General features: G+C 67.5%; 26 protein-coding genes and 1 riboswitch. Of the genes, 12 read left to right on the forward strand and 14 right to left on the reverse strand.

The genetic code is table 11. From position 1 onward, the window contains the following. Positions 1 to 18 precede the first annotated feature (18 nt). Both QRN07_RS00990 and QRN07_RS00995 read right to left on the reverse strand, forming a co-directional pair. Positions 19 to 867 carry a C40 family peptidase gene (locus tag QRN07_RS00990; RefSeq protein WP_050686183.1) on the reverse strand — a complete coding sequence of 283 codons (849 nt, stop codon included), beginning with the start codon at positions 865 to 867 and terminating at the stop codon, positions 19 to 21. Between the two features lie 3 nt (positions 868 to 870). Continuing rightward, positions 871 to 1,036: riboswitch (cyclic di-AMP (ydaO/yuaA leader) on the reverse strand. Between the two features lie 186 nt (positions 1,037 to 1,222). Further along, complete coding sequence (locus QRN07_RS00995; protein ID WP_285240156.1) at positions 1,223 to 2,188, reverse strand: hypothetical protein; 966 nt, start codon at positions 2,186 to 2,188, stop codon at positions 1,223 to 1,225. 95 nt (positions 2,189 to 2,283) lie between these two features. On the opposite strand from QRN07_RS00995, the gene QRN07_RS01000 reads away from it, so the two are divergent. The 4 genes from QRN07_RS01000 to QRN07_RS01015 are packed head-to-tail and all read left to right on the forward strand — an operon-like array spanning position 2,284 to position 4,991. Continuing rightward, complete coding sequence (locus tag QRN07_RS01000) at positions 2,284 to 3,615, forward strand: coiled-coil domain-containing protein (protein ID WP_285240157.1); 1,332 nt, start codon at positions 2,284 to 2,286, stop codon at positions 3,613 to 3,615. Further along, entirely contained in the window at positions 3,615 to 3,995 is a 381-nt protein-coding gene (locus QRN07_RS01005) for a TraR/DksA family transcriptional regulator (protein ID WP_285240158.1), read from the forward strand. Before QRN07_RS01000 ends, QRN07_RS01005 begins: the two co-directional genes overlap by 1 nt. Beyond that, positions 3,992 to 4,531 carry a DNA alkylation repair protein gene (locus tag QRN07_RS01010; protein ID WP_285240159.1) on the forward strand — a complete coding sequence of 180 codons (540 nt, stop codon included), beginning with the start codon at positions 3,992 to 3,994 and terminating at the stop codon, positions 4,529 to 4,531. The genes QRN07_RS01005 and QRN07_RS01010 overlap by 4 nt, the downstream gene beginning before the upstream one ends. A 13-nt stretch (positions 4,532 to 4,544) precedes the next feature. Then, positions 4,545 to 4,991 carry a DUF1810 domain-containing protein gene (locus tag QRN07_RS01015; protein ID WP_502934770.1) on the forward strand — a complete coding sequence of 149 codons (447 nt, stop codon included), beginning with the start codon at positions 4,545 to 4,547 and terminating at the stop codon, positions 4,989 to 4,991. Positions 4,992 to 4,993: 2 nt separating this feature from the next. Here the strand turns inward: QRN07_RS01015 and QRN07_RS01020 are convergent, their stop codons facing one another. Then, the gene (locus tag QRN07_RS01020) at positions 4,994 to 5,887 is read right to left on the reverse strand and encodes a glucose 1-dehydrogenase (RefSeq protein WP_050687966.1); all 894 of its coding nucleotides are present in this window, start codon (positions 5,885 to 5,887) and stop codon (positions 4,994 to 4,996) included. 179 nt (positions 5,888 to 6,066) lie between these two features. Between QRN07_RS01020 and QRN07_RS01025 the strand changes: the two genes are divergently transcribed. Beyond that, positions 6,067 to 6,606: a hypothetical protein gene (locus tag QRN07_RS01025; RefSeq protein WP_285240160.1), complete on the forward strand. Its 540-nt coding sequence runs from the start codon at positions 6,067 to 6,069 to the stop codon at positions 6,604 to 6,606. On the opposite strand, the gene QRN07_RS01030 is transcribed toward QRN07_RS01025, so the two are convergent. Further along, positions 6,584 to 7,102, reverse strand: coding sequence for a metallophosphoesterase family protein (locus tag QRN07_RS01030; protein WP_285240161.1), 519 nt, complete (start codon positions 7,100 to 7,102; stop codon positions 6,584 to 6,586). The two genes, QRN07_RS01025 and QRN07_RS01030, sit on opposite strands and share 23 nt — an antisense overlap. A gap of 26 nt (positions 7,103 to 7,128) precedes the next feature. On the opposite strand from QRN07_RS01030, the gene QRN07_RS01035 reads away from it, so the two are divergent. Further along, a complete protein-coding gene (locus tag QRN07_RS01035) occupies positions 7,129 to 7,644 on the forward strand; it encodes an NUDIX domain-containing protein (protein WP_056601081.1) in 516 nt (171 codons plus the stop codon). Here QRN07_RS01035 and QRN07_RS01040 read toward each other — a convergent pair. Continuing rightward, on the reverse strand, positions 7,641 to 8,318 hold the full coding sequence (locus tag QRN07_RS01040; RefSeq protein WP_050687962.1) for an endonuclease/exonuclease/phosphatase family protein: 678 nt from the start codon (positions 8,316 to 8,318) through the stop codon (positions 7,641 to 7,643). The genes QRN07_RS01035 and QRN07_RS01040 overlap by 4 nt on opposite strands. A 171-nt stretch (positions 8,319 to 8,489) precedes the next feature. Here QRN07_RS01040 and QRN07_RS01045 point away from each other — a divergent pair, with 171 nt between their 5' ends. The 3 genes from QRN07_RS01045 to QRN07_RS01055 all read left to right on the forward strand — a co-directional run bounded on the left by QRN07_RS01045 (position 8,490) and on the right by QRN07_RS01055 (position 11,637). After that, positions 8,490 to 9,293 (forward strand): thioesterase family protein, encoded by an 804-nt coding sequence (locus QRN07_RS01045; RefSeq protein ID WP_285240162.1) that lies wholly within the window; start codon positions 8,490 to 8,492, stop codon positions 9,291 to 9,293. Between the two features lie 83 nt (positions 9,294 to 9,376). After that, positions 9,377 to 9,922, forward strand: coding sequence for a PadR family transcriptional regulator (locus QRN07_RS01050; protein WP_285240163.1), 546 nt, complete (start codon positions 9,377 to 9,379; stop codon positions 9,920 to 9,922). Further along, positions 9,922 to 11,637, forward strand: a complete 1,716-nt coding sequence (locus tag QRN07_RS01055; RefSeq protein ID WP_285240164.1) for an ABC1 kinase family protein — start codon at positions 9,922 to 9,924, stop codon at positions 11,635 to 11,637. The genes QRN07_RS01050 and QRN07_RS01055 overlap by 1 nt, the downstream gene beginning before the upstream one ends. A gap of 5 nt (positions 11,638 to 11,642) precedes the next feature. Here the strand turns inward: QRN07_RS01055 and QRN07_RS01060 are convergent, their stop codons facing one another. Then, positions 11,643 to 12,191, reverse strand: coding sequence for a hypothetical protein (locus QRN07_RS01060; protein ID WP_285240165.1), 549 nt, complete (start codon positions 12,189 to 12,191; stop codon positions 11,643 to 11,645). 6 nt (positions 12,192 to 12,197) lie between these two features. Continuing rightward, a complete protein-coding gene (locus QRN07_RS01065; RefSeq protein ID WP_050687957.1) occupies positions 12,198 to 12,590 on the reverse strand; it encodes a DUF2177 family protein in 393 nt (130 codons plus the stop codon). A gap of 16 nt (positions 12,591 to 12,606) precedes the next feature. Between QRN07_RS01065 and QRN07_RS01070 the strand changes: the two genes are divergently transcribed. Continuing rightward, entirely contained in the window at positions 12,607 to 13,356 is a 750-nt protein-coding gene (locus tag QRN07_RS01070) for a lipoate--protein ligase family protein (protein ID WP_285240166.1), read from the forward strand. 16 nt (positions 13,357 to 13,372) lie between these two features. Here the strand turns inward: QRN07_RS01070 and QRN07_RS01075 are convergent, their stop codons facing one another. The 3 genes from QRN07_RS01075 to QRN07_RS01085 all read right to left on the reverse strand — a co-directional run bounded on the left by QRN07_RS01075 (position 13,373) and on the right by QRN07_RS01085 (position 15,458). Further along, positions 13,373 to 14,014 carry an MBL fold metallo-hydrolase gene (locus tag QRN07_RS01075; RefSeq protein WP_285240167.1) on the reverse strand — a complete coding sequence of 214 codons (642 nt, stop codon included), beginning with the start codon at positions 14,012 to 14,014 and terminating at the stop codon, positions 13,373 to 13,375. Further along, positions 14,011 to 15,096: an S-(hydroxymethyl)mycothiol dehydrogenase gene (locus QRN07_RS01080; RefSeq protein WP_285240168.1), complete on the reverse strand. Its 1,086-nt coding sequence runs from the start codon at positions 15,094 to 15,096 to the stop codon at positions 14,011 to 14,013. Before QRN07_RS01080 ends, QRN07_RS01075 begins: the two co-directional genes overlap by 4 nt. A gap of 104 nt (positions 15,097 to 15,200) precedes the next feature. Next, a complete protein-coding gene (locus tag QRN07_RS01085) occupies positions 15,201 to 15,458 on the reverse strand; it encodes a mycoredoxin (RefSeq protein WP_050684421.1) in 258 nt (85 codons plus the stop codon). A 142-nt stretch (positions 15,459 to 15,600) separates the two neighbouring features. Between QRN07_RS01085 and QRN07_RS01090 the strand changes: the two genes are divergently transcribed. Next, entirely contained in the window at positions 15,601 to 16,362 is a 762-nt protein-coding gene (locus QRN07_RS01090) for an SOS response-associated peptidase (protein WP_082178192.1), read from the forward strand. 1 nt (position 16,363) lies between these two features. On the opposite strand, the gene QRN07_RS01095 is transcribed toward QRN07_RS01090, so the two are convergent. The 3 genes from QRN07_RS01095 to QRN07_RS01105 are packed head-to-tail and all read right to left on the reverse strand — an operon-like array spanning position 16,364 to position 19,409. Continuing rightward, a complete protein-coding gene (locus QRN07_RS01095) occupies positions 16,364 to 17,548 on the reverse strand; it encodes an ABC transporter permease (protein ID WP_285240169.1) in 1,185 nt (394 codons plus the stop codon). Then, positions 17,545 to 18,255, reverse strand: coding sequence for an ABC transporter ATP-binding protein (locus QRN07_RS01100; RefSeq protein ID WP_231686005.1), 711 nt, complete (start codon positions 18,253 to 18,255; stop codon positions 17,545 to 17,547). Before QRN07_RS01100 ends, QRN07_RS01095 begins: the two co-directional genes overlap by 4 nt. Before the next feature lie 2 nt (positions 18,256 to 18,257). Then, positions 18,258 to 19,409 carry an efflux RND transporter periplasmic adaptor subunit gene (locus tag QRN07_RS01105; protein ID WP_285240170.1) on the reverse strand — a complete coding sequence of 384 codons (1,152 nt, stop codon included), beginning with the start codon at positions 19,407 to 19,409 and terminating at the stop codon, positions 18,258 to 18,260. A 193-nt stretch (positions 19,410 to 19,602) separates the two neighbouring features. Between QRN07_RS01105 and QRN07_RS01110 the strand changes: the two genes are divergently transcribed. Further along, complete coding sequence (locus QRN07_RS01110) at positions 19,603 to 19,923, forward strand: chorismate mutase (RefSeq protein ID WP_050684425.1); 321 nt, start codon at positions 19,603 to 19,605, stop codon at positions 19,921 to 19,923. Positions 19,924 to 20,049: 126 nt separating this feature from the next. Here the strand turns inward: QRN07_RS01110 and QRN07_RS01115 are convergent, their stop codons facing one another. Then, on the reverse strand, positions 20,050 to 20,439 hold the full coding sequence (locus QRN07_RS01115) for a hypothetical protein (protein ID WP_050684426.1): 390 nt from the start codon (positions 20,437 to 20,439) through the stop codon (positions 20,050 to 20,052). Positions 20,440 to 20,542: the final 103 nt, after the last annotated feature.

A 20,542-nucleotide genomic window follows, 5' to 3' on the forward strand; every position in this document is an offset into this window, starting at 1 on the left:
GCTTGCTGCGCCGCGAAGCTACGCTACGCGGACGAAGGAAGCTCCGGCGAGCCAGCTGATGGAGTGGACCTCGGTCTTGTAACCGTCCACGCCGCCGCTGACAACCTGGCCGTCGCCGGCGTAAACGCCAACGTGGCCGGCGGTGATGACCAGGTCACCGGGGGCCGGTGAGCCCACAACGCTGCCGTACTGGAAGAACTGGCCCGGGGCGAGGTCGCCCACGGACTTGCCTACCGAACGCAGGGCCTTTTCCACCATGGCGGTGCAGTCCTGGCCAACGCCCAGTTGGCTGTAAGCCGAGGCGAGGATTGCGGCGCCGGTACCGGTGCCGGTGGAGGCTGCCGGAGCGGACGCGTAGCTGAGGTTCATGCCGGTGTTGGCCGGGGCGGCAACGGCTGCAGCCTGGACCGGGGCGGGAGCCGGGGCCGGGGCGGACACGGGGGCTGCCACGTAGCCGGCGCCTGGGATCTGGATCTGGTCGCCCGGGTAGATGACGGCCGAGATGGACAGCCCGTTGGCGGAGAGGACGTCGTTCAGGCTGACGCCGTTGGCCGAGGAGATGGCGCCCAGCGTGTCACCCGAAACAACGGTGTGGACATTGCCGGCAGCGGCAGGGGCAGGCGCTGCAGCGGGCGCTGCCGGTGCCGAGTACGCCTGGACGTTGCTGGTTCCGGTGGTATCCGGTGCGGTCACGCCGGCGTGGGCCGGGGCGCCGATGCCGAACGCGATGCCGGATGCGGCGGCCACGGCCAGGGCCGGGCGGCCCAGGGACTTGGCCTGCGACTTGGCGGAAACTGCCAGGCCTTCAAGAACGATGGAATGGGTCGGCACCGCGCGGTGACGGGCAGCCAGGGTGTTTTTTGACATGATAGATCGCCTCTCCCATGCCTGCGGGGTGAGCTGTCGGGTTCGGGTTGGAGCTACCCGGCCGGGAGCACCCCATCAAGGACAGAGGTGCTATCGACTTAACCCCAAGGCTTCAAAGAAGCCGTGGAAACTTGGTTCCCCCGTCCCTGCCATCCGGAAACGATTGATCCCAGGCCAGCGGCAGGGCTCGGCATGCTGGTGGGAGTGCCCCGTTGGAGAGGGACACATCAAGACCATAACCCAGGTGCCGACCAATTGTCACATTTGGATAACATGCGAGGTGGGCCTCTCGGATCCCTGTTTTGTCCATCGCTGGTGTGTTGCCGGGCCCCTGAACTCGAAGGACGCCATCCGGTCAGCCGGCCGCACAGGCCTTCGTCACAAAGTCATAAAGTTGGCCGCGCAGGGTGGCTCCGGCAACGAGTTTCAGTTGTCCTGAGCGCATCCCCACTGCCACCCGGACGGGCAGCAGTGTGCCCACTTTGTCTTCCGCCACAGCGTGCGCGTCACAGCGCGCGGGCCGGAGCCGCAGGTTCATAACGAACGGCGCATCTCCCGCCCTGACAACGGTGTCAACGGGCCAGGGATCCGCCGACGCTTCCGCCAGCAGCGTGGTGCCTTCGAACCGTTCGAGGGTCAGCCGGCCGCTCCCGCGGGCCCCGCCAGCAGGATCAACCAGCAGGTGGACGACGGCGGTGCGCAGGTCCGGCGCGACGGCCAGGTCCGGCGCCAGGGCCAGATCCGCTACCGCTGCCGCAGCCGCCGAAAGGCAAAGTTCAGCGTTGTTCCGGGCCAGGATTCCGAGGGGATCAGTTGCCTCCAACGCGATGCTGGTGGGGGTGGGAGCGGGGGCGGGCGGTACTGTGGCCGGGGCGGTGGCGTCTGCCGCCGGCAGCGTCAACGTCGCTGTGGCCACCGCGGCAGGCCCGCTGGAAGTGGGCCGCCCCGGCTCCGGACAGGCAGCCGTGGGCAACATTGCGGTTCGGATTTTGGCCTGGTGCGGTGGCACGACCACTACACCGCCCGCGGAGTCCCAACGGATGTCCTGCTGGAACAGGGAAGTGCTGAGCCGGGCGTCGCTGACCGTGACCGGACTGTCTGTGCTGTTGGTAATCAGCAACTCAATGCCATGCCGCCCGTACTGGTCCCGGGACTGGTTTACTTCCACGGTGAGTGCCGGTTCTGCGGCGGCTGGAGTGGACCACGCCGGCGTCGGATTGGCTGGGGGAGAGCACGCAGTCAGGGCGGCCAGGGCCAGGCCGGCAACGGCCGCCGTTGCGCAGCGCGGCGTGCCACGTGAAGGACGGCGGGGAGTGCCCATGGCCCCAGTCTAGGTCCACGTTTTGCAGCTCCCAATGTAACGATGTGGACACTTCAGCGTGTTCCGGCGGACGGACGCCGGTAGGCTTCGGGACTATGTCCCCGTTCGTTTCCAAAGTGCGGTCGCCCCTGGCCGGCGGCCTGTTGGCACTTATCCTGGCCGGCTCGGCCGTTCTGCCGCCCGCCATGGCCGGCGAGCCGGCGCCGCCCTCGGGCTATCCCTCGTGGGAGGACGTGCAGCAGGCCAAGGAAACCGAGGCCGGCAAGGCAACGGAAATCGCCAAAATCAACGAGCTGCTGACGGGACTGGCAGCACAGGCCGAAACACTCGGCGGCCAGGCCGTAACCGCCGCCGCAGACTATGGCGTGGCCGATGCCGCGCTCCAGGCAGTGGATGCCAGGCTGCTGTCGTTGGCCGCAAAAACCGCAGCAGCCACTGCCGACGTGGACCGGCACCGGAAGGAGCTGGGGGCCCTCGCCGTGCAGTCCTACAAAACAGGCGGCACCAACACAGGGTTCTTCGTGGCCCTGGACGCGTTGGAGCACAACAACGTGCAGGGCCTGAACGTGGTCCAGATGGTAGGGGACAAAACGGCCGCGCTGGTGGAAAGGGCTGCTTCCGCCGCCAAGGTGTCTGAATCCCTCCGCGAACAGGAGCAGGCAGCCCGGACCGAACGCGAACGCCTCACCGCTGAGGCTGCCACGAAACTGAAGGCCGCCCGCGATGCGCAGGCCGGCATGGCCCGGCAGATCGACGACGGGCAACGGCGTGGTACCGAACTTACGGCCCAGCTGGCGTCGCTGAAAGGCACCACCGCGGCTGTCGAGGGGGAGTACCGGCAGGGCGTGGAAGCCGAAGCCGCCTACCAGGCCGCGCAGGATGCCAAGCGCAAGGCTGCCGAAGAACTGGCCCGCCGGCAGGCCGACGACGCCGCCAGGGCAGCTGTGGCCGCTGCCGCTGCAAAACCCGCCCCGGCCAACCCCGCCCCTGCAAACCCGGCACCCGCGAACCCCGCCCCCGCGATCCCGGCACCGGCGAACCCCGCCCCAGCCCCGCAGGTGCCGGTGGAACCCGTCCGGCCTCCCGTCGTCGTCCCTTCCGTGCCCGGCGGCGCCGTTAATGATCCCGCTGGCGCGAAAAACTACGCGGCGGGCAGGCTGGCCGGTTATGGCTGGGGCCAGGAACAGTTCCCCTGCCTGTCCCAGCTGTGGATGAAGGAGTCCGGCTGGCGGACCACCGCCACGAACCCGAGTTCCGGAGCGTACGGGATTGCCCAGTCCCTGCCCGCAGGAAAGTACGCCAGCGCCGGCAGCGACTGGCTGACCAACTACCGCACCCAGATCGAATGGGGGCTGGGCTACATCAGCGGCCGCTACGGCTCGCCCTGCGCGGCCTGGAACCATTCGATCGCCTACAACTGGTACTGATGGCACGGCCAGGACTGTCGAAGGCCAGCGCCGACCGGTTCCGGCTGCTCCTGGAAGAGGAGCGCGCCCGGAAACTGGCTCTGGTCGCTGCCCTGCGGGCCGAAATAGCCGGTGCCAGCTCCGCCCGGCAGGACTCCAACGTTGATGACGAGCACGACCCGGAAGGCGCCACCATCGCCTTCGAGCTCTCGCAGGCGTCCGCCCTGGCAGCGCAAAGCGCCGCTGGCCTGGCGCAGGTCGACGCCGCGCTGGCCCGGATTGCCGACGGTACCTACGGGAGCTGCCTCGAGTGCGGCGGGCCCATTGCCGAGGGCAGGCTCGAGGCCAGGCCCTGGACGCCCTACTGCATCAGCCACTCCTCAGCGGGACGGGGCCGGTGACCGCCGGCGGTTCCGTGGGTCCGGCCGTGGAATTCATCGACATCACCTTGCAGAATGAGGGCGCCTGGTACCGGGCGGACGACGTCGGGTCCCGGCTGGGCGGTGTCCTCGCCTCCTACGGGTCGTCCGTGGGTGCCGTGCGGGGCACCATCCGGGACGCGCTGCGGAAGTTCCGGGACCTCGACCACGACGGGATCCTCCTGCTGGCCTCCGCCTTGTGGGCCCGGCCGGCACCCGGCGTACTCCCCGCTTTTGAGCGGCGGCTGGCGGCCGTGGTGCTGCTGCAGACCAGGGTCCGGACCCTGCTGCATTCCGACCTGACCCGCCTTGAAGGGTTCCTTCGCTCCGCGGCTACCGGGGAACTGGCTGACCCGCTGCTCGCCGACGTCGTGGCGCCGATGCTGGCGGGGTTTAGCACCATGGAACGGCGGAAAGCCGAGGTGGTCCTGTCCAGGTGGCGGACCGATCCGGCCGCAGAACTGCGGGACGCCGCAGCGTACCTCGACCAGGCGGTGCCGGGCGCTTCGGCCGGCTGACAGATAAGGAGACATGTCCGTGAACGCATCCCGGGACCTTGAACGGTTCGTGACTGCCCAGGAGGGCGGGGTTTACGACGACGCACTCGCCCAACTCCGCGCAGGCAGCAAAACCGGCCATTGGATGTGGTTCGTGTTTCCCCAGATCGCCGGCCTGGGCCAGAGCCCCACCTCCCGCAGGTACGCCATCAACTCACTGGCTGAGGCGCGCGCCTACCTGCGGCACGGGCTCTTGGGCCCCCGCCTGCTCGAATGCACAGCCGCCCTGATGGACCAACCCGGCCGGTCGGCCGTCAGCATCCTGGGGAGCATCGATGCACGCAAGCTAAAGTCCGCCATGACCCTGTTCCTCCGGGCAGACCCCGGTGAAGCCCTGTTCCAGGCTGTCCTGGACCAGTTCTTCGACGGGGTACCCGACGCGGCCACGGACTCACTGTTGGCCGGGCTTGCCGGCACCTGAGCCTAGGGGGTGGGGCTGCCGCCGTTGACGTTGAGGGTTTCGCCCACCACGTAACTGGATTCGGCGGAGGCCAGGAACACGTAGGCCGGCGCCAGTTCCGCAGGCTGGCCCGCCCGGCCCAACGGCGTGGACTGGCCAAACTCCGGCAGTTCCTCCTTGGGCTGTCCGCTGCTGACCTGCAGCGGAGTCCAGATGGGACCCGGCGCCACGGCGTTGACGCGGATGCCCTTCGGGGCAAGCTGCTGGGCCAAACCCTTGGTGAAGTTGTTGATGCTTGCCTTGGTGGTGGCGTAGTCCACCAGGGTGGGCGAGGGGCTGTAGGCCTGGATGGACGTGGTGTTGATGATGGTGGCACCTGCCGGCAGGTGCGGGACTGCCGCCTTGGTCAGCCAGAACATGGCGTAAACGTTGGTCTTGAGCGTGTGGTCGAACTGTTCGTCGGAAATGTCCGTGAACTCCTCCTGTGCCACCTGCTTGCCGGCATTGTTGACCAGGATGTCCAGGCCCCCAAGCTCCGCCAGCGCCGTTTCCACCAGGGCGCGGCAGGTGCCAGCGTCCTTCAGGTCGCCGGGGGCCTGCACGGCTTTCCGGCCCGCCGCCTTGATGATGCCGGCGATCCTCGCGGCGTCCTCTTCCTCTTCGGGCAGGTAAGAGAGCACCACATCAGCGCCTTCGCGGGCGAACGCGATGGCCGTGGCAGCGCCGATGCCCGAGTCAGCCCCGGTGACGATTGCCTTCCGGCCCTCCAGCCGCCCGGATCCGCGGTAGCTGTCCTCGCCCAGATCGGCCGTGGGCGTAAGTTCAGCATCCAGGCCTGGTTCGGGCTGGTGTTGCTTCGGCGGGGAAATCCGTTCGTAGGCTGTCACTGGATTGCGGAACGTGTACTGGTCTGCCATCTGGTTCCTCCTGTTGCCGGGGACGCGGTGGTTCCCGCTGGATGTTCTGATGCTAAAAGCTAAGCATGCTTACATTCCAAGCCTAGGCTCGAACTGCCCCTGCTGCCAACCCGGCGCCGTAGACTGGCCCCACCCGGCACTTGCTGCCGTCCGGACCATCGGCAGGAAGGCGCGCACCGTTGCCCCAAAAGGATCTGGCCCCCACACCCAGGGGCTGGCCGGAAAAACTGCACGACGCCAACCTGGATGGCTACCTGCTGATCGCGGTGGTGGCCTTGGCAGTGTTCCCCCTGCAGGAAAGCATCGGGTTCTGGCCTGCCCTGGCAATGGTTGTCCTGGCAGGCGGTGCGGCGACGATGCTGGTCGAACTGCTCTTCCGGCCGGTCAAACGGAAGCGGATCGCCAGCGACGCCCGGCAGGGGATTTTCGAATGCGCCCAGCGCGCAGCGGACGCGTCGGCGCCGGGCAAGTGGGCCTTCGGATACGCGAAGGTGGAACGTGGCCGGCTGCTGTTCCAGGCCAAGGAAGGGTTCAGCGGCTCCGTCGCAGGCCGCGTGGAAGTATTTCCGGACCCCCGGCCGGCCGGACCTTTGGTGAAGGCTCCCTGGCTGGCTTTTCCCGGCGGGAAGGCCATTACCCTCCACACGGGAAGGGGCATGCTGGAGCTGGCCGTCTCCGCGTCGAGCCTGGAACTGCTTACCGGGCGGTCTGCGGCCTGACCATGTTGACCAGTTCCACGTTCCCCAGGCGGCCGGCGTCGGCCACCGCCGTTATGTAGGTGCAGGACGGCTGCCGCCGCCGGTCCGTGGGGGAGCCCGGGTTGAGCAACCGCAGTCCTTTGGGCGCGGTGGTGTCCCACGGAATATGGCTGTGGCCGAACACCAGGACGTCCGCCTCCGGATACGCCGCCTCGCAGCGCAGCTCCCGGCCCTTCGCCTGGCCGGTCTCGTGGACCATGGCAAACCGAACGCCTTCCAGGGTGAGGCTGGCCGTCTCCGGCAGGCGGTGCCGCAGGTCTGCCCCGTCGTTGTTGCCGTGGACGCCCACCAGGAGCCTGCTCCGCAGCTCCAGCTGGTCCAGGAGTGATGCGGCCACCCAGTCGCCGGCGTGGAACACCACATCGGCGTTGTCGACGGCGTCCCACACCTGGGCGGGGAGCTCCCTGGCCCGCTTGGGTACGTGGGTGTCGGCGATCAAAAGCAGTTTTAGCGGCATGAGTGACATCCTGACAGACTGGTGCCATGGATCACTTCACTGCTGCCGGAACGTCCACCACGCCTCCCGTCCGTACCGGCCCCCGCGACCCCGGGGACGCCTGGGTGGAAGGCGGCCGGGGCCGCTTCTGGGGCAGGTTCGGCGCGGCAGGTGTTCTGGCCTTCGACCCCGCCAAAGGTGTCCTGCTGCAGCACCGCGCCATCTGGAGCCACAACGGCGGCACCTGGGGCCTGCCGGGCGGCGCGCTGCACCAGCACGAAGACCCCGTGACCGGCGCCCTCCGCGAAGCGAATGAGGAAGCCGCGGTGCCTGCCGACGGGGTGGACGTGCTGTTCACTTCGGTGCTGGACCTGGACTACTGGGCCTACACCACCGTTGTGGTCCTGGTCCGCGAACCGTTCGACCCCGTCATCAGCGATCCCGAGAGCATTGAACTCCAGTGGGTGCCGGTGGCCGGGGTGGAGAACAAGGAACTCCACCCCGGCTTCGCTGCGGCCTGGCCGGGCCTCCGGGAACGCCTGCCGTCACGGCCTGGCGCTTAGTAGTCGGGGCCGTATTCTGCGTTGACCAGGATGGGGAGATGGTCCGAGTTGCCGCGCGGCAGCGTCTCGACGCTGGCGATGTCCAGGCCCAGCGAGGTGGCGAAATCGAAGTGGCCCTTAAAAACCTTGTATCGGGTATAGGTGCGCCGGTTGCTCAGCGACAGCGCGTATCCCGAGTTCTTCATGTGGATGTCAAGGTTTTTGGTGAAAAATGGGTAGTTGAAGTCGCCCACCATCAGGGTCATCAGGCCTTTGCCCATGCTGAGCAGTTCCGCGTGCGCGGCATGGATCTGCTTGCGGCGCAGCGAATTCGACGCCGTCAGTGGCGCCGCGTGGAACGAGCCGATAACCAGCTCATGCTGGGTCTCGTTGTCCACCACCCGGGTTCCGATCAGCCGCTCGTGGGCCGGGGCAAGGACCCGGTCATGCATCGACTTCTTCAGGGCGAAGGACTGTGTGTCCAACGCCGTGAACCGGCCGGTGCGGTAGTAAATGGCGAGGCCCAGGCGGTTGCCCTTGGTGGAGTCCGCCAGGCGCAGCGGGCCCAGGGTGTCGGGCAGATCCGAGGAATCAACTTCCTGGAGGCACAGCGCATCGATGTCGTGGTTATGGGCCAGGGCAAGGAGTTCACCGCTCGCCTTGTGCTTGCGGAGGTTGTAGCTGATGACGCGCATGGAACACCTCTTCAGAGGGTTGCGAACAGGACCGGTTCCTGAGTCTACCCAGTAGCTTCCCACCTGGCTCTCCCATTTCGCCGCAACCTTGCCCGGGCCGTTTCGCCGCCGGGCGTACGCCGCCCGGCAGATAGAGTTGGCGGACTCCTCAAACACCCCGGAAGGTTCCCGTTGACTGCAGAATCGACCCAGCTGGCCGAAGGCGACTTCTATTACCAGGACCTCGGAGGCGGCCGGTTCCGCTCCACCCTGCACGCCCAGGGCGCCTGGAACGAGCACGAGCAACACATGGCGCCCGCCTCCGGGCTGTTGGCCCACGTCCTTGAAAACCACCACCCCCGCCCCGACCTCCGGATGGCGCGGCTCAGCTACGAGATCCTCGGCCTGATCCCCGGCGGCGAATTCCACGTCGAGGCCACCACCCTGCGGCCGGGAAAGACCATCGAGCTGGTGCAGGCCGAACTCGTGGCCGGCGGCAGGATCGCCATCCGGGCCACCGCCTGGCGCCTGGCCACCAGCGACACGGAGGCCGTGGCCGCCGTCGAGGATCCCGCCATACCGGGCCCGGGGGACTGCGAACCGTTTAACGGTGCTGCCGTCTGGCCCGGCGGTTACATCGCATCGCTGGAGATGCGGGTGGCTGGTGGGCACCGGCCCGGGGCCGGCAAGGTCTGGCTCCGGACCCCGCACCCGCTGACCGATGGTCCGGGCGCCGGTGACCTGGCACGGCTGATGGGCCTGGTGGACACCGCCAACGGCATCGCGGCCAGGGTTCCGCCGGGCAAGGACAGCTACGCGTTCCCCAACGTTGACCTGCAGATCCACATGTACCGGCGGCCGGAAGGCGAGTGGCTGGGGCTGGATAATGCGGTGTCGTTCGGACGGGACGGGATCGGCCTCACGTCCACGGTCCTGCACGACAGCCAGGGCCCGTTTGGCCGCGCCGAACAGATCCTGACGCTCCGTAAAACCTGACAACCGGGCCGGTCGGGCGGCCAGCTCCCGGGTGTATCGTTGAGTATCGTTGTATATCGTTCGGCATTGCAAAGGAGATCATCATGCGTGGTTCATATCCGGCAGGCGGATTCGGCGGCAGCAACAACATGGAGGGCATGTGGCAGGCCGTGGAGGAGTTGCGGTCCCGTTTCGAAAAGCGCGCCGGCACCCGAGCCGGCAAGGGCGAAGTCCGCGCGGCGGTGCTTGCCCTGCTGGCGGAACGACCCATGCACGGCTACCAGATCATCCGTGAAATCGAAGAGCGCAGCGGCGGCAGCTGGAAACCGAGCGCCGGGTCCGTCTACCCCGCACTGCAGTTGCTGGCGGACGAGGGATCCATCCGGGCCGAAGAGTCCAACGGCCGCAAAATCTACTCCCTGACCGAAGCCGGCCGCGAGGAAGCTGCGGACTCCCACGCTTCAGCGCCCTGGGAGGAAGCCGGCGCCGCAACGGGCCCGGGGTTCGCCTCGCTCCCCAAGGCCGGCGTGGAGCTGGCGCAGGCAACCGCGCAGGTGGGCCGGACAGGTTCCGCAGAACAGGTGCAGCAGGCCGTCAAGGTCCTTGAAGACGCCCGCCGGCGGATCTATTCGATCCTCGCCCAGGATTGATGGGGGTGGCGTCGGCCCGCCGGGACCGGGCTGATCCGGTGTCCGGGGCAGGAAATACCCGAGCACGCTACCGCAGGATCCTGCGCTTTGCCGCGTGGCACCTGGCGGTGACCTGGTGGTTCGAACTGTTCCTCCCGCGCGTCGGGCTGGTCCGGATCGCCGAGCGGACCCGGACCGCACGGATGCTCAGGTTTGCCCGGCGCTTCCACGACCTCGCCGTTGACCTCGGCGGCCTGATGATCAAGGTGGGCCAGTTCCTCTCGTCCAGGCTGGATGTACTCCCGCCTGAAATCACCACAGAACTCGAAGGCCTCCAGGACGAGGTGCCCCCGGTGTCGTTCGCCGCCATCCGGGCCCTTGCCGAAGCGGAGCTCGGCGCGCCGTTCAGCCAGCGTTTTGCCTGGGTGGAGGAGACGCCCATCGCCGCAGCATCGCTGGGCCAGGCGCACCGCGCCCGGCTCCTCCCCGCTGACGCCGCCGACACCGGGCTGGAGAACGTAGTGGTCAAGGTCCAGCGGCCGGGCATCGACGCGATTGTCGACGTCGACATGGCCGCCCTGCGCAGGGTGGGCGGCTGGCTCAGCCATTTCCTCCTTGTCTCCGACCGGGTGGACATGCCCGCGCTGGTGGAGGAATTCGCGCAAACGAGCTTCGAGGAGATCGACTACCTGCACGAGGCGGCCGGCTCGGAGCGCTTCGCCGCCGATTTCGCCGGCGATGTCCGGGTGGCGGTTCCCGCCGTCGTTTGGGAGCGGTGCACCCGCCGGGTGCTCACCCTCGAGGACGTCACGGCCATCAAGATCACCGACGTGGAGGCACTGCGGGCTGCGGGCATCGACCCGGTGGACGTGGCGCCGGTTTTTGCTGCCGTGATGTTCGACCAGCTCTTCACCAACGGTTACTTCCATGCCGACCCGCACCCGGGCAACATCTTCGTCACGCCCGTTCCTGCCAGGCCCGGGGAACCGGCCTGGAAACTGACCTTCATCGACTTCGGCATGATGGGCGAGGTCACGGCCGGGACCCGCAGCGGCCTGCGGAAGCTGCTCATCGCTGCCGCTTCCCGCGACGGCAAGGGCCTGGTGGCGGCGATCAGCGACGTGGGGGTGCTGATCCCGTCCGCCGACACCCAGGAGCTGGAACGGGCCATGACGCAGCTCTTCGCCCGGTTCGGCGGCATGGGCTTCGCCGAACTGCGGGAAGTGGATCCCCGCGAGTTCCGGGACTTCGCGGTTGAATTCGGCGACGTGATGCGGTCGCTGCCGTTCCAGCTGCCGGAGAACTTCCTCCTGATCATCAGGGCCATGTCCCTGACCTCCGGGGTCTGCAGCTCCCTCGACCCGCGGTTCAACCTGTGGGACTCCGTGGAGCCCTACGCGGCCCGCCTGCTGCGCGACGAGCGCGGTAACCTCATCCAGGACGCGGGCCGGCAGGTGCTGGACGTGGCGGGCCTGGCGATCGGACTCCCCAGGCGGCTCGACGGCCTTATCACCAGGGCCGAGGAAGGCTCGCTCGCCGTGGGCAACCCCCGGCTGGAACGCCAGGTGGCGCTGCTCAACCGCGGCGCACGACGGGTCGCTTCGGTCCTGGTCTTCGGCGCCCTGCTGATCGCCGGGGCGGTGGTCCGCGGCGGGGACCCTGGGCTGGGCAACCTCCTGATGCTGGTCTCCGCGCTGCCCCTGCTGCATGGCCTCTGGGTGGGGCGCCGCGGGTGATCCTGTCAGGTCAGCAGGTTTTCGGCGGACTGCTCAAATAACCTGCTTTCCAGTTTGTCCAGGGTGGCGGCGCTGCCCGCAACTTCGACGGTTCCGTCAGCGGTATCAAGGGGCAGGACCAGTGTCTTGCGTCCCAGCTGATTGAACTTGTCCCAGGCGGTGGGTGCTGACCTGGAACCGGACACCTCTTGCACCTTGAGGTCAAACGCAGCGCCCCTGGCGATGGTGGTTTTACCCAGGACCGGCTGGAACGTCAGCACACCCGGCGAAGCCAGGACCAGGCCGAAGTTCCACTTCCGGTATCGGTCGCCGTCCGGCGCTTCAGGACAGCGGAGGTGGCACTCAACCTGTCCGCTGTCGGCGAGCCGGCGCAGCGTTTTGCCCCGGTTCCGGAGCAGGAGTGCCACAGCTGAGCCCATCAGGACGACATAAATCGCGGTGCCGATGGCAGCATCCCCCGGTGTGTCTCCGGACAGGATTTTGAGGAGGAAGTTGACGCCACCCGCGGCCGCGGCCAGCAGGACCATTAACCAGCGAACGCGTTTGATGTCCATGGTTCGCTATGCCCGGGTGTGGAACACCAGCCAGCCCACCAGGGTGGACAGGCCAGTCAGGACCGCACCCCAGATGACATCCACGATGATCAGCTGCAGGGGCCAGACCTTCAGGGTCGAGGCGTTGGTGAGGTCATAGGTGACATAGGCGAACGCACCCAGCGCGGCGCCGTAGCCCAGGGCCATCAGCCAGCTGCCGCCGTCGAGCGTTGGCCGGAGCGCAAAAAACACGATGCCGGCAATGTACAGGACGTAAAAGGCCACGGCGTACCCTAGGTTGGGCTTGTCCGCCAGCAGCTCACCAATGTGGCTGCGGTAAAACGGGTTCATGACCTTAAGCCACACGGCGTCGATCACTGCGAACGCGGCGGCCACAACGAGGAATTGCAAGATAACCATAAGGGAGCTTAGCAACATGGCGAACACCGTCCCGGGACCCCGCACCCTCACCGTGGTGCGGCAGGAGGCCTCCCTGGGCGCTGCCCGGGACCTGGAGTTCGGCCTGGAACTGCTGGCGCGCGCGAAAACGGGGGACATCGGCCCCACCCTGAGGCTCTACCGGCCCGCGCCCACCGTGGCCTTCGGCCAGCGTGACACCCGCCTGCCGGGTTTTGACGCGGCCATGCAGGCGTGCCGGGACAACGGCTTCGAACCCCTGGTCCGCAGGGCCGGCGGCCGGGCCGCAGCCTACCACCAGGGCACCCTGGTGGTGGACCACATTGAGCCGGAGCGGGACGCCGTGGCAGGGTCAAAGGCCCGGTTCAGCCACTTCGGGGAGCTCTTCGCCGCGGCCCTGCGCCGCGCCGGCGTACAGGCCGCCGTGGGGGAAATCCCCGGCGAATACTGCCCGGGCGAGTACAGCGTGCACGGCACGGACCCCGTGGACGAAACGCGCAAGGTCAAACTGGTGGGCACCGCGCAGCGCGTGGTGGCGGGCGGCTGGCTTTTCAGCTCGGTGATTGTGGTGGAAAACTCGGCACCCATCCGGAGAGTCCTCACGGACAGCTACGCCGCGCTGGGCCTGGCCTGGGACCCCGCCACGGCGGGCGCTGCGGACGACCTGGTGCCCGGCCTGGATGTGGACGCCGTCCAGGCGGCCCTGTTGGCCACCTACGCGGGCCACGCCACCTTGGCCGAGGCGCCTTTCAGCAGCCTGGGGGCGTGACCCGCGGGGTTACGGCTTAGTGGCCGCGGGCGATCCACTCGTCCAGGTTCGGGGCTTCCACCCCGATGGTGGTGGTGTCGCCGTGTCCGGTGCGGACCACCGTTCCGGCCGGCAGGGTCAGCAGCTCCCGGCGGATGGAATCGATGATGGTGGGAAAGTCGCTGTAGGACCGGCCCGTGGCACCCGGTCCGCCCTGGAACAGGGTGTCGCCGGTGAAAACGGTGCTCTCGCCGGCCGGGCCGTCCGCCAGGTGGAAGGATACGGACCCCGGTGAGTGTCCCGGCGTGTGCAGCGCCTTCAGCTCCAGTCCGGCCACGGTGAAGACTTCGCCGTGGCTGATGCTGTGCTCCGGCTCGGTGCCCGGGTAGACGGCCTGCCACAGCATCAGGTCCTCGGGATGAAGATGGACGGGTGCCGGGACCAGGTCCCGCAGGGCGCCGACGGCGGCGATGTGATCATCGTGCCCGTGGGTCAGGAGGATGGCCTTGAGGTTCCGGCCGGCCACGGCAGCGGCGATGGCCGCGGCGTCGTGGGCCGGGTCGATGACCACGCATTCTGCCTCGTCGCCGACGATCCAGACGTTGTTGTCGACGTCCCAGGTGCCGCCGTCGAGCGAAAACGTCCCGGAGGTGACCAGCCGGTCGATCCGCGCGGTCACAGTTCCACCACCGAGCGCAGGACGGAGCCGGAGTGCATCTTGTCGAAGGCTTCCTCGACCTGGTCAATGCTGATCCGTTCCGTGACGAACGCGTCCAGGTCCAGCTTTCCCTGCAGGTACAGGCTGATGAGCATGGGGAAGTCGCGGGACGGCAGGCAGTCGCCGTACCAGGAGGACTTCAGCGATCCGCCGCGGCCGAACACGTCCAGGAGGGGCAGCTCCAGGGTCATCTCCGGGGTGGGGACGCCCACCAGGACCACGGTGCCGGCCAGGTCGCGGGCATAGAACGCCTGCTTGTAGGTCTCGGGACGGCCGACGGCGTCAATCACCACGTCCGCGCCGAAGCCGCCGGTCAGTTCACGGATCTGTTCCACGGGGTCGCCTGCCGAGGAGTCAACAATATGGGTGGCGCCCAGGTCCTTGGCGCGTTCGAGCTTTTTGGCGTCGATGTCCACCGCGATGATGGTGGTGGCGCCTGCGAGCGCAGCGCCGGCGATGGCGGCCACGCCCACGCCGCCGCAGCCGATCACGGCCACGGTGTCCCCGCGCTTGACGCCGCCGGTGTTGATGGCCGCGCCGATCCCCGCCATCACGCCGCAGCCGAGCAGGCCGGCAGCGGCCGCGTCGGCGGCGGGGTCAATTTTGGTGCACTGCCCGGCAGCCACGAGGGTCTTTTCGATGAAGGCGCCGATTCCCAGGGCCGGGGAAAGCTCGGTGCCGTCCTCGAGAGTCATTTTCTGGGTGGCGTTGGCGGTGTTGAAGCAGTACTGCGGCTGGCCCTTGGCGCAGGCCCGGCACTCGCCGCAGACAGCGCGCCAGTTCAGCACCACTTTGTCCCCGGGAGCCACCTCGGTGACGCCGGCTCCAACGGCGCTGACCACACCGGTGGCTTCGTGGCCCAGCAGGAACGGGAAGTCATCGCTGATCCCGCCCTGCTTGTAGTGCAGGTCCGTGTGGCACACGCCGCTGGTGATGATGTCCACCAGTGCCTCGCCGGGGCCGGGATCGGGGACCAGGACGGTTTCCAGGGTTACCGGCGCACCCTTGGAGCGGGCAACGACACCTTTGACTTTATGGACCACGGAAGGCTCCCTTAACGCAGATAGACAGAACGGGACCAACACGTTGATGTTGGTCCCGTTCTGTCTATCACATGAGGCCGGTGCGCCCGGCCGCCGGGGTGCGTTCAGGCCGCCAGGCGGGTCCGGACCTCCGCCGCGGAAGGGTTGGTGGCCGCGGTGCCGTCCGGGAACAGGACCGTGGGGACCGTCCGGTTCCCGCCGTTGAGCTGTTCGACGAGTTCGGCGGTGCCGTCCACTTCCTCGATGTTGATTTCGGTGTAGCCGATGCCCTGCGCGTCCAGTTGCTTCTTGAGCCGGTTGCAGTAGCCGCACCAGGTGGTGGAGAACATGGTGATCGTGCCGGATTCGGGGGTGAAGTCCAAGGAATTCTCCTAAGCGTTGTGTTGTGGCCTCTGTCAGGGTCCTGCTCCCGTCAACGGCAGCGCGTTCCAGCATATTCCCCAGGGGATCCGGCCGGCTCCGGTGCAGGATGACACCGGCAGCCCCCGATGGCATGCTGGTCCAATGTGTGGACGCTATGTGATGGCACGGGCAGTGGGGGACCTGCTGGCGGAGTTCGACGCCGAGCTGGAGGATGAGGTGAGCATCCCGCCGTCGTGGAATGTTGCGCCCACCGACGCCGTCCCCATTGTCCTGGACCGCATCAAGGACGATGATGCGGCGCCCCGGCAGGTGCGCCAGCTGCATGTGGCGCGCTGGGGCCTGGTGCCGTCCTGGGCCAAGGACCCCGGCATCGGCTCCCGGATGATCAACGCCCGCAGCGAAACCGTGCTGGAAAAGCCCGCGTTCCGCAAGGCGGTCAAATCGCGCCGCTGCGCTGTCCCCGCCGACGGGTACTACGAGTGGAAGCAGGGCACGGGCAAGGCCAAGCAGCCGTACTACGTCCACCCTGGCGAGGGCAGGGGCCTGGTGTTCGCCGGACTGTATGAATGGTGGAAGGATCCGTCCGTTCCGGCGGGGGAGCCGGGCCAGTGGCTGCTCACCACCTCCATCCTGACCGCTGACACGCCGCCTCCCGGCAGCGAGTCCACGGTGTTCGGGAAGCTGACGGCGCTGCACGACAGGGTGCCGCTGCCCATGAGCGCCGAAACCATGGACGCCTGGCTGGAGCCGGACGCCACCGACGCCGCAGGGCTCGTGGACCTGGTGCGGGCCGGCGTCGTGGATGTGGCGGCGGACTGGCAGGTCGACTCCGTGGGGACCGCCGTGGGCAATGTCCGCAACAACGGGCCGGAACTGATCCGGCCCGTTGAAGCGCTCTTTTAGGCTAGAAGCGGATGGCGTCAATGACTTTGACGCGCACGGCCACCAGCGCCGGAACCGCTCCCGCAAGGGCCCCCACCAGGACGGCTGAGCCCAGGCCCAGCAGTGCGGCGTCCACCGGGAACGGCGGATAGGTGCTCAGCCCGGGCGCTATGGTCTTTTCCACCCAGGGGTTTTTGACCACGGCCACCGCCACCATCACGCCCAGCACGCCCGCAAAGGCCGTGGCCACCACGGACTCCATCATGACGCCCACAAAAATGCGGTGCGAACTGGCTCCGAAGCTGCGCCGGATGCCGATTTCCCGAACCCGGTAGCGGACCGTGACCATGGAGATATTGAGCATCCCCACGGCCCCCAGCAGGAGGACCAGGCCGGCGATGCCGCCCACGGCAAGCTGGACCACGGCAAACGGGTCGCCCTGGCTGGCGTAGTCCGCCCTGTCCACCTGGATATGCATGCCGGGGAACTGCGCCTGAAGATCGGAGGCGATGGCGGCCTTCAACGGCTCAGCCTGCTCCTGGCCCACCCAGAACTTGAACTGCCCGGACCCGCTGAGCGGGATGTCCGCGGCGGCAGCGGCTGCACTAAGGATGAAGGCCGACGGCGGTGCCTGCTCCCAGTCGTCCGGGACCACGCCGATGATGACGGCCGTCGCCGGGCCCGCGCCCAGGATTCCCACGCCGGGGTTGGTGGTGAGGTTGGGCCTGCCGGCCAGGTTGTAGAACGCCTCATTGACCACCACGGCCGGCGCCAGGCGGGTTTCGTCCCCCGCAGTGAACCAGCCGCCCTGTTCCAAGGTGAGGCGGTGGATGGTTCCGTACCCGGGGTCCACCACCTGCAACTGGACCCTGCGCACTCCGGTGGGGAACTGGAAGCCGTTTTCGGCCTGGTCCACCGAGGTGTAGTAATCGATTCCGTACCGGGCCACGATGCCCTGGTAGGCGGCGGTGAGCGTCGCCGCGTCCGGAGCCGTGGGGCCGTACACCCCAACACCCAACGTGGCGGAGCGGCCGCCGTTCCGCTCGGAATTCGCCGTCAGGCCCTCCCGTGCCAGGTTGCCCACGCCCACCACCGATGTCAGGGCCGCAACGGAAAGCGCCACCCCCACCAGGGCCAGCAGGATGCGGGTTTTGTTGATTCGAAGCTCCTGCCAGGCTTCCAGCAGGGCAGAGACAACGCCGGTCATGCCGTTGCCGCCGCAGGGACGGAAAGGGCGGACAGGACGCCCTGGTCGAGGCGGTAGCAGGACCTGGCCAGCGCCGCGACGTTAACGTCGTGGGTGATGGTCACCAAAGCCGCACCCGACTCCGTCGCCACGGTGTCAAGGAGCGCCATGACCGCCTGGCCGGTATCGACGTCGAGCGCCCCCGTCGGTTCGTCGGCGAGGATCAGCCGCGGCCGCCGGACCAGCGCCCGGGCAATCGCCACGCGCTGCTGCTCACCGCCGGACAAAAGGGCGGGATGGGTGCCGGCGCGGTGGGACAGGCCCACCCGGTCCAGCATGTCCATGGCCAGTTCCCTGCGTTTCCAGAAATCCCGGCCCGTAGCGTACATCAACGGGGTGACCACGTTCTCCAGGGCACTTCGGCCGGGAAGGAGATTGAATTGCTGGAACACAAAGCCAACGGAGCTGCCGCGCAGCCTGGCCCGGGCATTGCCGCTGAGTTGCCGGGCCGGGACGCCCATAAACGTCAGCTCACCGGCAGTAGGCAGGTCCAGCAACCCCAGCAGGTTCAGCAGCGTTGATTTTCCGCAGCCGGAGCGGCCGATGATGGCCGTGTGGTCACCGCTGCAGATGCTCAGGGTGATCCCACGGAGGATGTGCAGCTCCTGATCGTCCGGAAGCAACACCGAACGGGTGACGCCGGCCAGGTCAATCAGTTCTTCAGCCACGCTCAGCCGCCCATGGGGTAAGCGCCGGGATTGCCGGCGTCGGGCTGGCCGGGTGCGCCGGGGACGAACTCCAGGATGGCGTCGCCTTCGGCCAGACCGGAGACCACCTCCACCATGGCGCCGTCGTTGAGCCCCAGCTTTACGGTGCGTTGTTCCGGTTCGGCTGCGGGCGGTGCTGCGGCGTCGGCGCCGGTTGAAGTTGCGTCGGCAGCACCGTTTGCCGCACCTTCGGGGGCCGGGGCGGCCATCCAGACGACGCCATCAGCGACAGTTCCCCGGACGGCCGTCAACGGGACGGCGATGACGTTCACGGATTCGCCGGCTGTGACCGTCATGGTGGCGCCGAGCCCGGCGAAAACGGTGATGTCCGCAGGAACAGGGCAGCTCAGCCGGCCGGTGGCGGCACCCCCGGCCGCGGGCGCCCCGTTACCCGGCACCGGCATGATGGCTGCGGCAACGGAGCGGGCAACCCCTGCGGTGCCACCGGAGCCGGACCCCTCGGACGCAGCGGCGATGCTGGTCAGGACAGGGTCGGCGCAGCTGAAGGGGGCGGGACCGCCAATGACGCTGATCTCCGCTGAACCTGGTTTGGCCAGCAGCCGGTACTGCTGGGCAGCATCGACGGTGCCGCTGACGGTGAAAGTGCCCGGATCCACGGTGCCCGCAACCTCGCCCACACTGACCTGCTGGTCGATGAGGACGGTGAGGGTCTTCAGCACCCCGGTGGAAGCAGCCAGCACGTTGGTGTAGGTGTACGTGGGCTTCGCGGCGGACGGCATCGCCGGTGCAGAATCCTGCTCCGCGTTTCCCCCGGCCGGTGCGGCGGCTGCCGGCGCAGTTCCTGCCTCCGGCTGCACCTCGCTGCGCACCTGGAACAGCGGGTCGCCGTTGCGTACGGGTGCGCCGGGTTCGAGGAACACGTGGTTGACGGTGCCTGCGACCGTGTTGCGGACATCGGCCGCGGCGTCGCTCTGGACTGTCGCTTCGACTTCCACCCGGTTTGTGACGGTGGTGCGGCTTGCCTGGAACACCGGTGTGGCGATGGTGGCGGCAGGACCGGCGAGGGCAGGTTCTGCCCTGAGCCCGTCCACGAATGCGATCTTCACCAATGCCACGGCAATGACTGCAAAAACCACCAGCCAGGCGATGGGCATGATGACACGCCGGAATATTCTCATTGCTTCCCCCCAATATTTTTACCTCCACGGGATTGCGTCGTGGAGATGCATACGGAGAATATACCTGCTGGTGGGGTGGGGGTTTTTGTCATACGTGCGGCGTTACCCGGCTGCGCCTGATCCGTGGGGGAAGTCGACTCCCGAGGGGATGCTTGGGTACCCTCGGAGCATGGCAACAATTCAAGGAAACGACCGGGATGCCCTCGCCGACAAGGAACAGCTCGCTGCCGTCCGGATTGCCGTAGACGAAGTGGATGACCAGATTGTCACCCTCATCGCCCGCCGCGAACGGCTGATCCGCATCGCCGGAACGTTGAAGGGTGATGACGCGGAGGTCCGGGCGCCGGGCCGCGTTGAACGGATCATCGAGCACGTCCGTACCGCAGCGGAACGCAAGGACATCGATCCGGACATCGTTGAGTCCACGTACCGCGCCATGATTTCCGGGTTCATCGAACTCGAAATGCGTGTCCACAAGGAAAGCAGCTGACCCTTCCGGTCAGCTGCTCGCTTCACCTGCCTGCCTCACCCCTCGCGTTGTCCTATCACTTATGGTCCCCAAATCGGCTTTTGGGGACCATTAGTGATAGCGCAACGGGGTGGACTGCGGCATATATCAGAGTGCCTCCCGGACCGGAACCCCCGATTGGAATTCGCGCCCGTCAGCGTCGCTGAAGGCGGACATCACGTGGCCTTTGCCCAGGCCGTGGACCGCAGCCATGGGGAAGTTGCCGGTAATGCTGCTGCCTGAATGGGACACCCCGGCCAGGTCGTAGTTCTCCTCAGTGCCCTGCTCATGGCTGAACGAGTAGAACGCGATGGGTTCGCCGTTCATGAATTCAATGCCCAGCCGCCGCTGGGAAGAGTAGTCAGGACTGGCCGCCACCAGCCCCACCACATAGGCGCCGGAACCCGGGATATTGCCCTCCACCTCGAAAGTGGCCACCAAAGTGGCGTCCTGGGCTTCGATGCTGACCTGCTTGAGGAGTGCGTCATGGGTGCTCATGGCACCATCCTGCTCCCTGCCGCCCGGTCCGTCCACCCTGCCTATGTTTTGGCCATGGGGGAGCGTAGGATTGGATTATTCGAACACATATTCGAATAAAACC

It is taken from the genome of Pseudarthrobacter sp. MEB009 (genome assembly GCF_030208875.1).
GTDB lineage: Bacteria > Actinomycetota > Actinomycetes > Actinomycetales > Micrococcaceae > Arthrobacter.

Bases quoted from the DNA above. Each gene is read 5' to 3' on its own strand.
- QRN07_RS00990 (WP_050686183.1), bottom strand. From the start codon at position 867: ATGTCAAAAAACACCCTGGCTGCCCGTCACCGCGCGGTGCCGACCCAT.
- QRN07_RS00995 (WP_285240156.1), bottom strand. From the start codon at position 2,188: ATGGGCACTCCCCGCCGTCCTTCACGTGGCACGCCGCGCTGCGCAACG.
- QRN07_RS01000 (WP_285240157.1), top strand. From the start codon at position 2,284: ATGTCCCCGTTCGTTTCCAAAGTGCGGTCGCCCCTGGCCGGCGGCCTG.
- QRN07_RS01005 (WP_285240158.1), top strand. From the start codon at position 3,615: ATGGCACGGCCAGGACTGTCGAAGGCCAGCGCCGACCGGTTCCGGCTG.
- QRN07_RS01015 (WP_502934770.1), top strand. From the start codon at position 4,545: ATGTCCGTGAACGCATCCCGGGACCTTGAACGGTTCGTGACTGCCCAG.
- QRN07_RS01020 (WP_050687966.1), bottom strand. From the start codon at position 5,887: ATGGCAGACCAGTACACGTTCCGCAATCCAGTGACAGCCTACGAACGG.
- QRN07_RS01030 (WP_285240161.1), bottom strand. From the start codon at position 7,102: ATGCCGCTAAAACTGCTTTTGATCGCCGACACCCACGTACCCAAGCGG.
- QRN07_RS01035 (WP_056601081.1), top strand. From the start codon at position 7,129: ATGGATCACTTCACTGCTGCCGGAACGTCCACCACGCCTCCCGTCCGT.
- QRN07_RS01040 (WP_050687962.1), bottom strand. From the start codon at position 8,318: ATGCGCGTCATCAGCTACAACCTCCGCAAGCACAAGGCGAGCGGTGAA.
- QRN07_RS01050 (WP_285240163.1), top strand. From the start codon at position 9,377: ATGCGTGGTTCATATCCGGCAGGCGGATTCGGCGGCAGCAACAACATG.
- QRN07_RS01055 (WP_285240164.1), top strand. From the start codon at position 9,922: ATGGGGGTGGCGTCGGCCCGCCGGGACCGGGCTGATCCGGTGTCCGGG.
- QRN07_RS01060 (WP_285240165.1), bottom strand. From the start codon at position 12,191: ATGGACATCAAACGCGTTCGCTGGTTAATGGTCCTGCTGGCCGCGGCC.
- QRN07_RS01065 (WP_050687957.1), bottom strand. From the start codon at position 12,590: ATGGTTATCTTGCAATTCCTCGTTGTGGCCGCCGCGTTCGCAGTGATC.
- QRN07_RS01070 (WP_285240166.1), top strand. From the start codon at position 12,607: ATGGCGAACACCGTCCCGGGACCCCGCACCCTCACCGTGGTGCGGCAG.
- QRN07_RS01090 (WP_082178192.1), top strand. From the start codon at position 15,601: ATGTGTGGACGCTATGTGATGGCACGGGCAGTGGGGGACCTGCTGGCG.
- QRN07_RS01095 (WP_285240169.1), bottom strand. From the start codon at position 17,548: ATGACCGGCGTTGTCTCTGCCCTGCTGGAAGCCTGGCAGGAGCTTCGA.
- QRN07_RS01105 (WP_285240170.1), bottom strand. From the start codon at position 19,409: ATGCCCATCGCCTGGCTGGTGGTTTTTGCAGTCATTGCCGTGGCATTG.
- QRN07_RS01110 (WP_050684425.1), top strand. From the start codon at position 19,603: ATGGCAACAATTCAAGGAAACGACCGGGATGCCCTCGCCGACAAGGAA.
- QRN07_RS01115 (WP_050684426.1), bottom strand. From the start codon at position 20,439: ATGAGCACCCATGACGCACTCCTCAAGCAGGTCAGCATCGAAGCCCAG.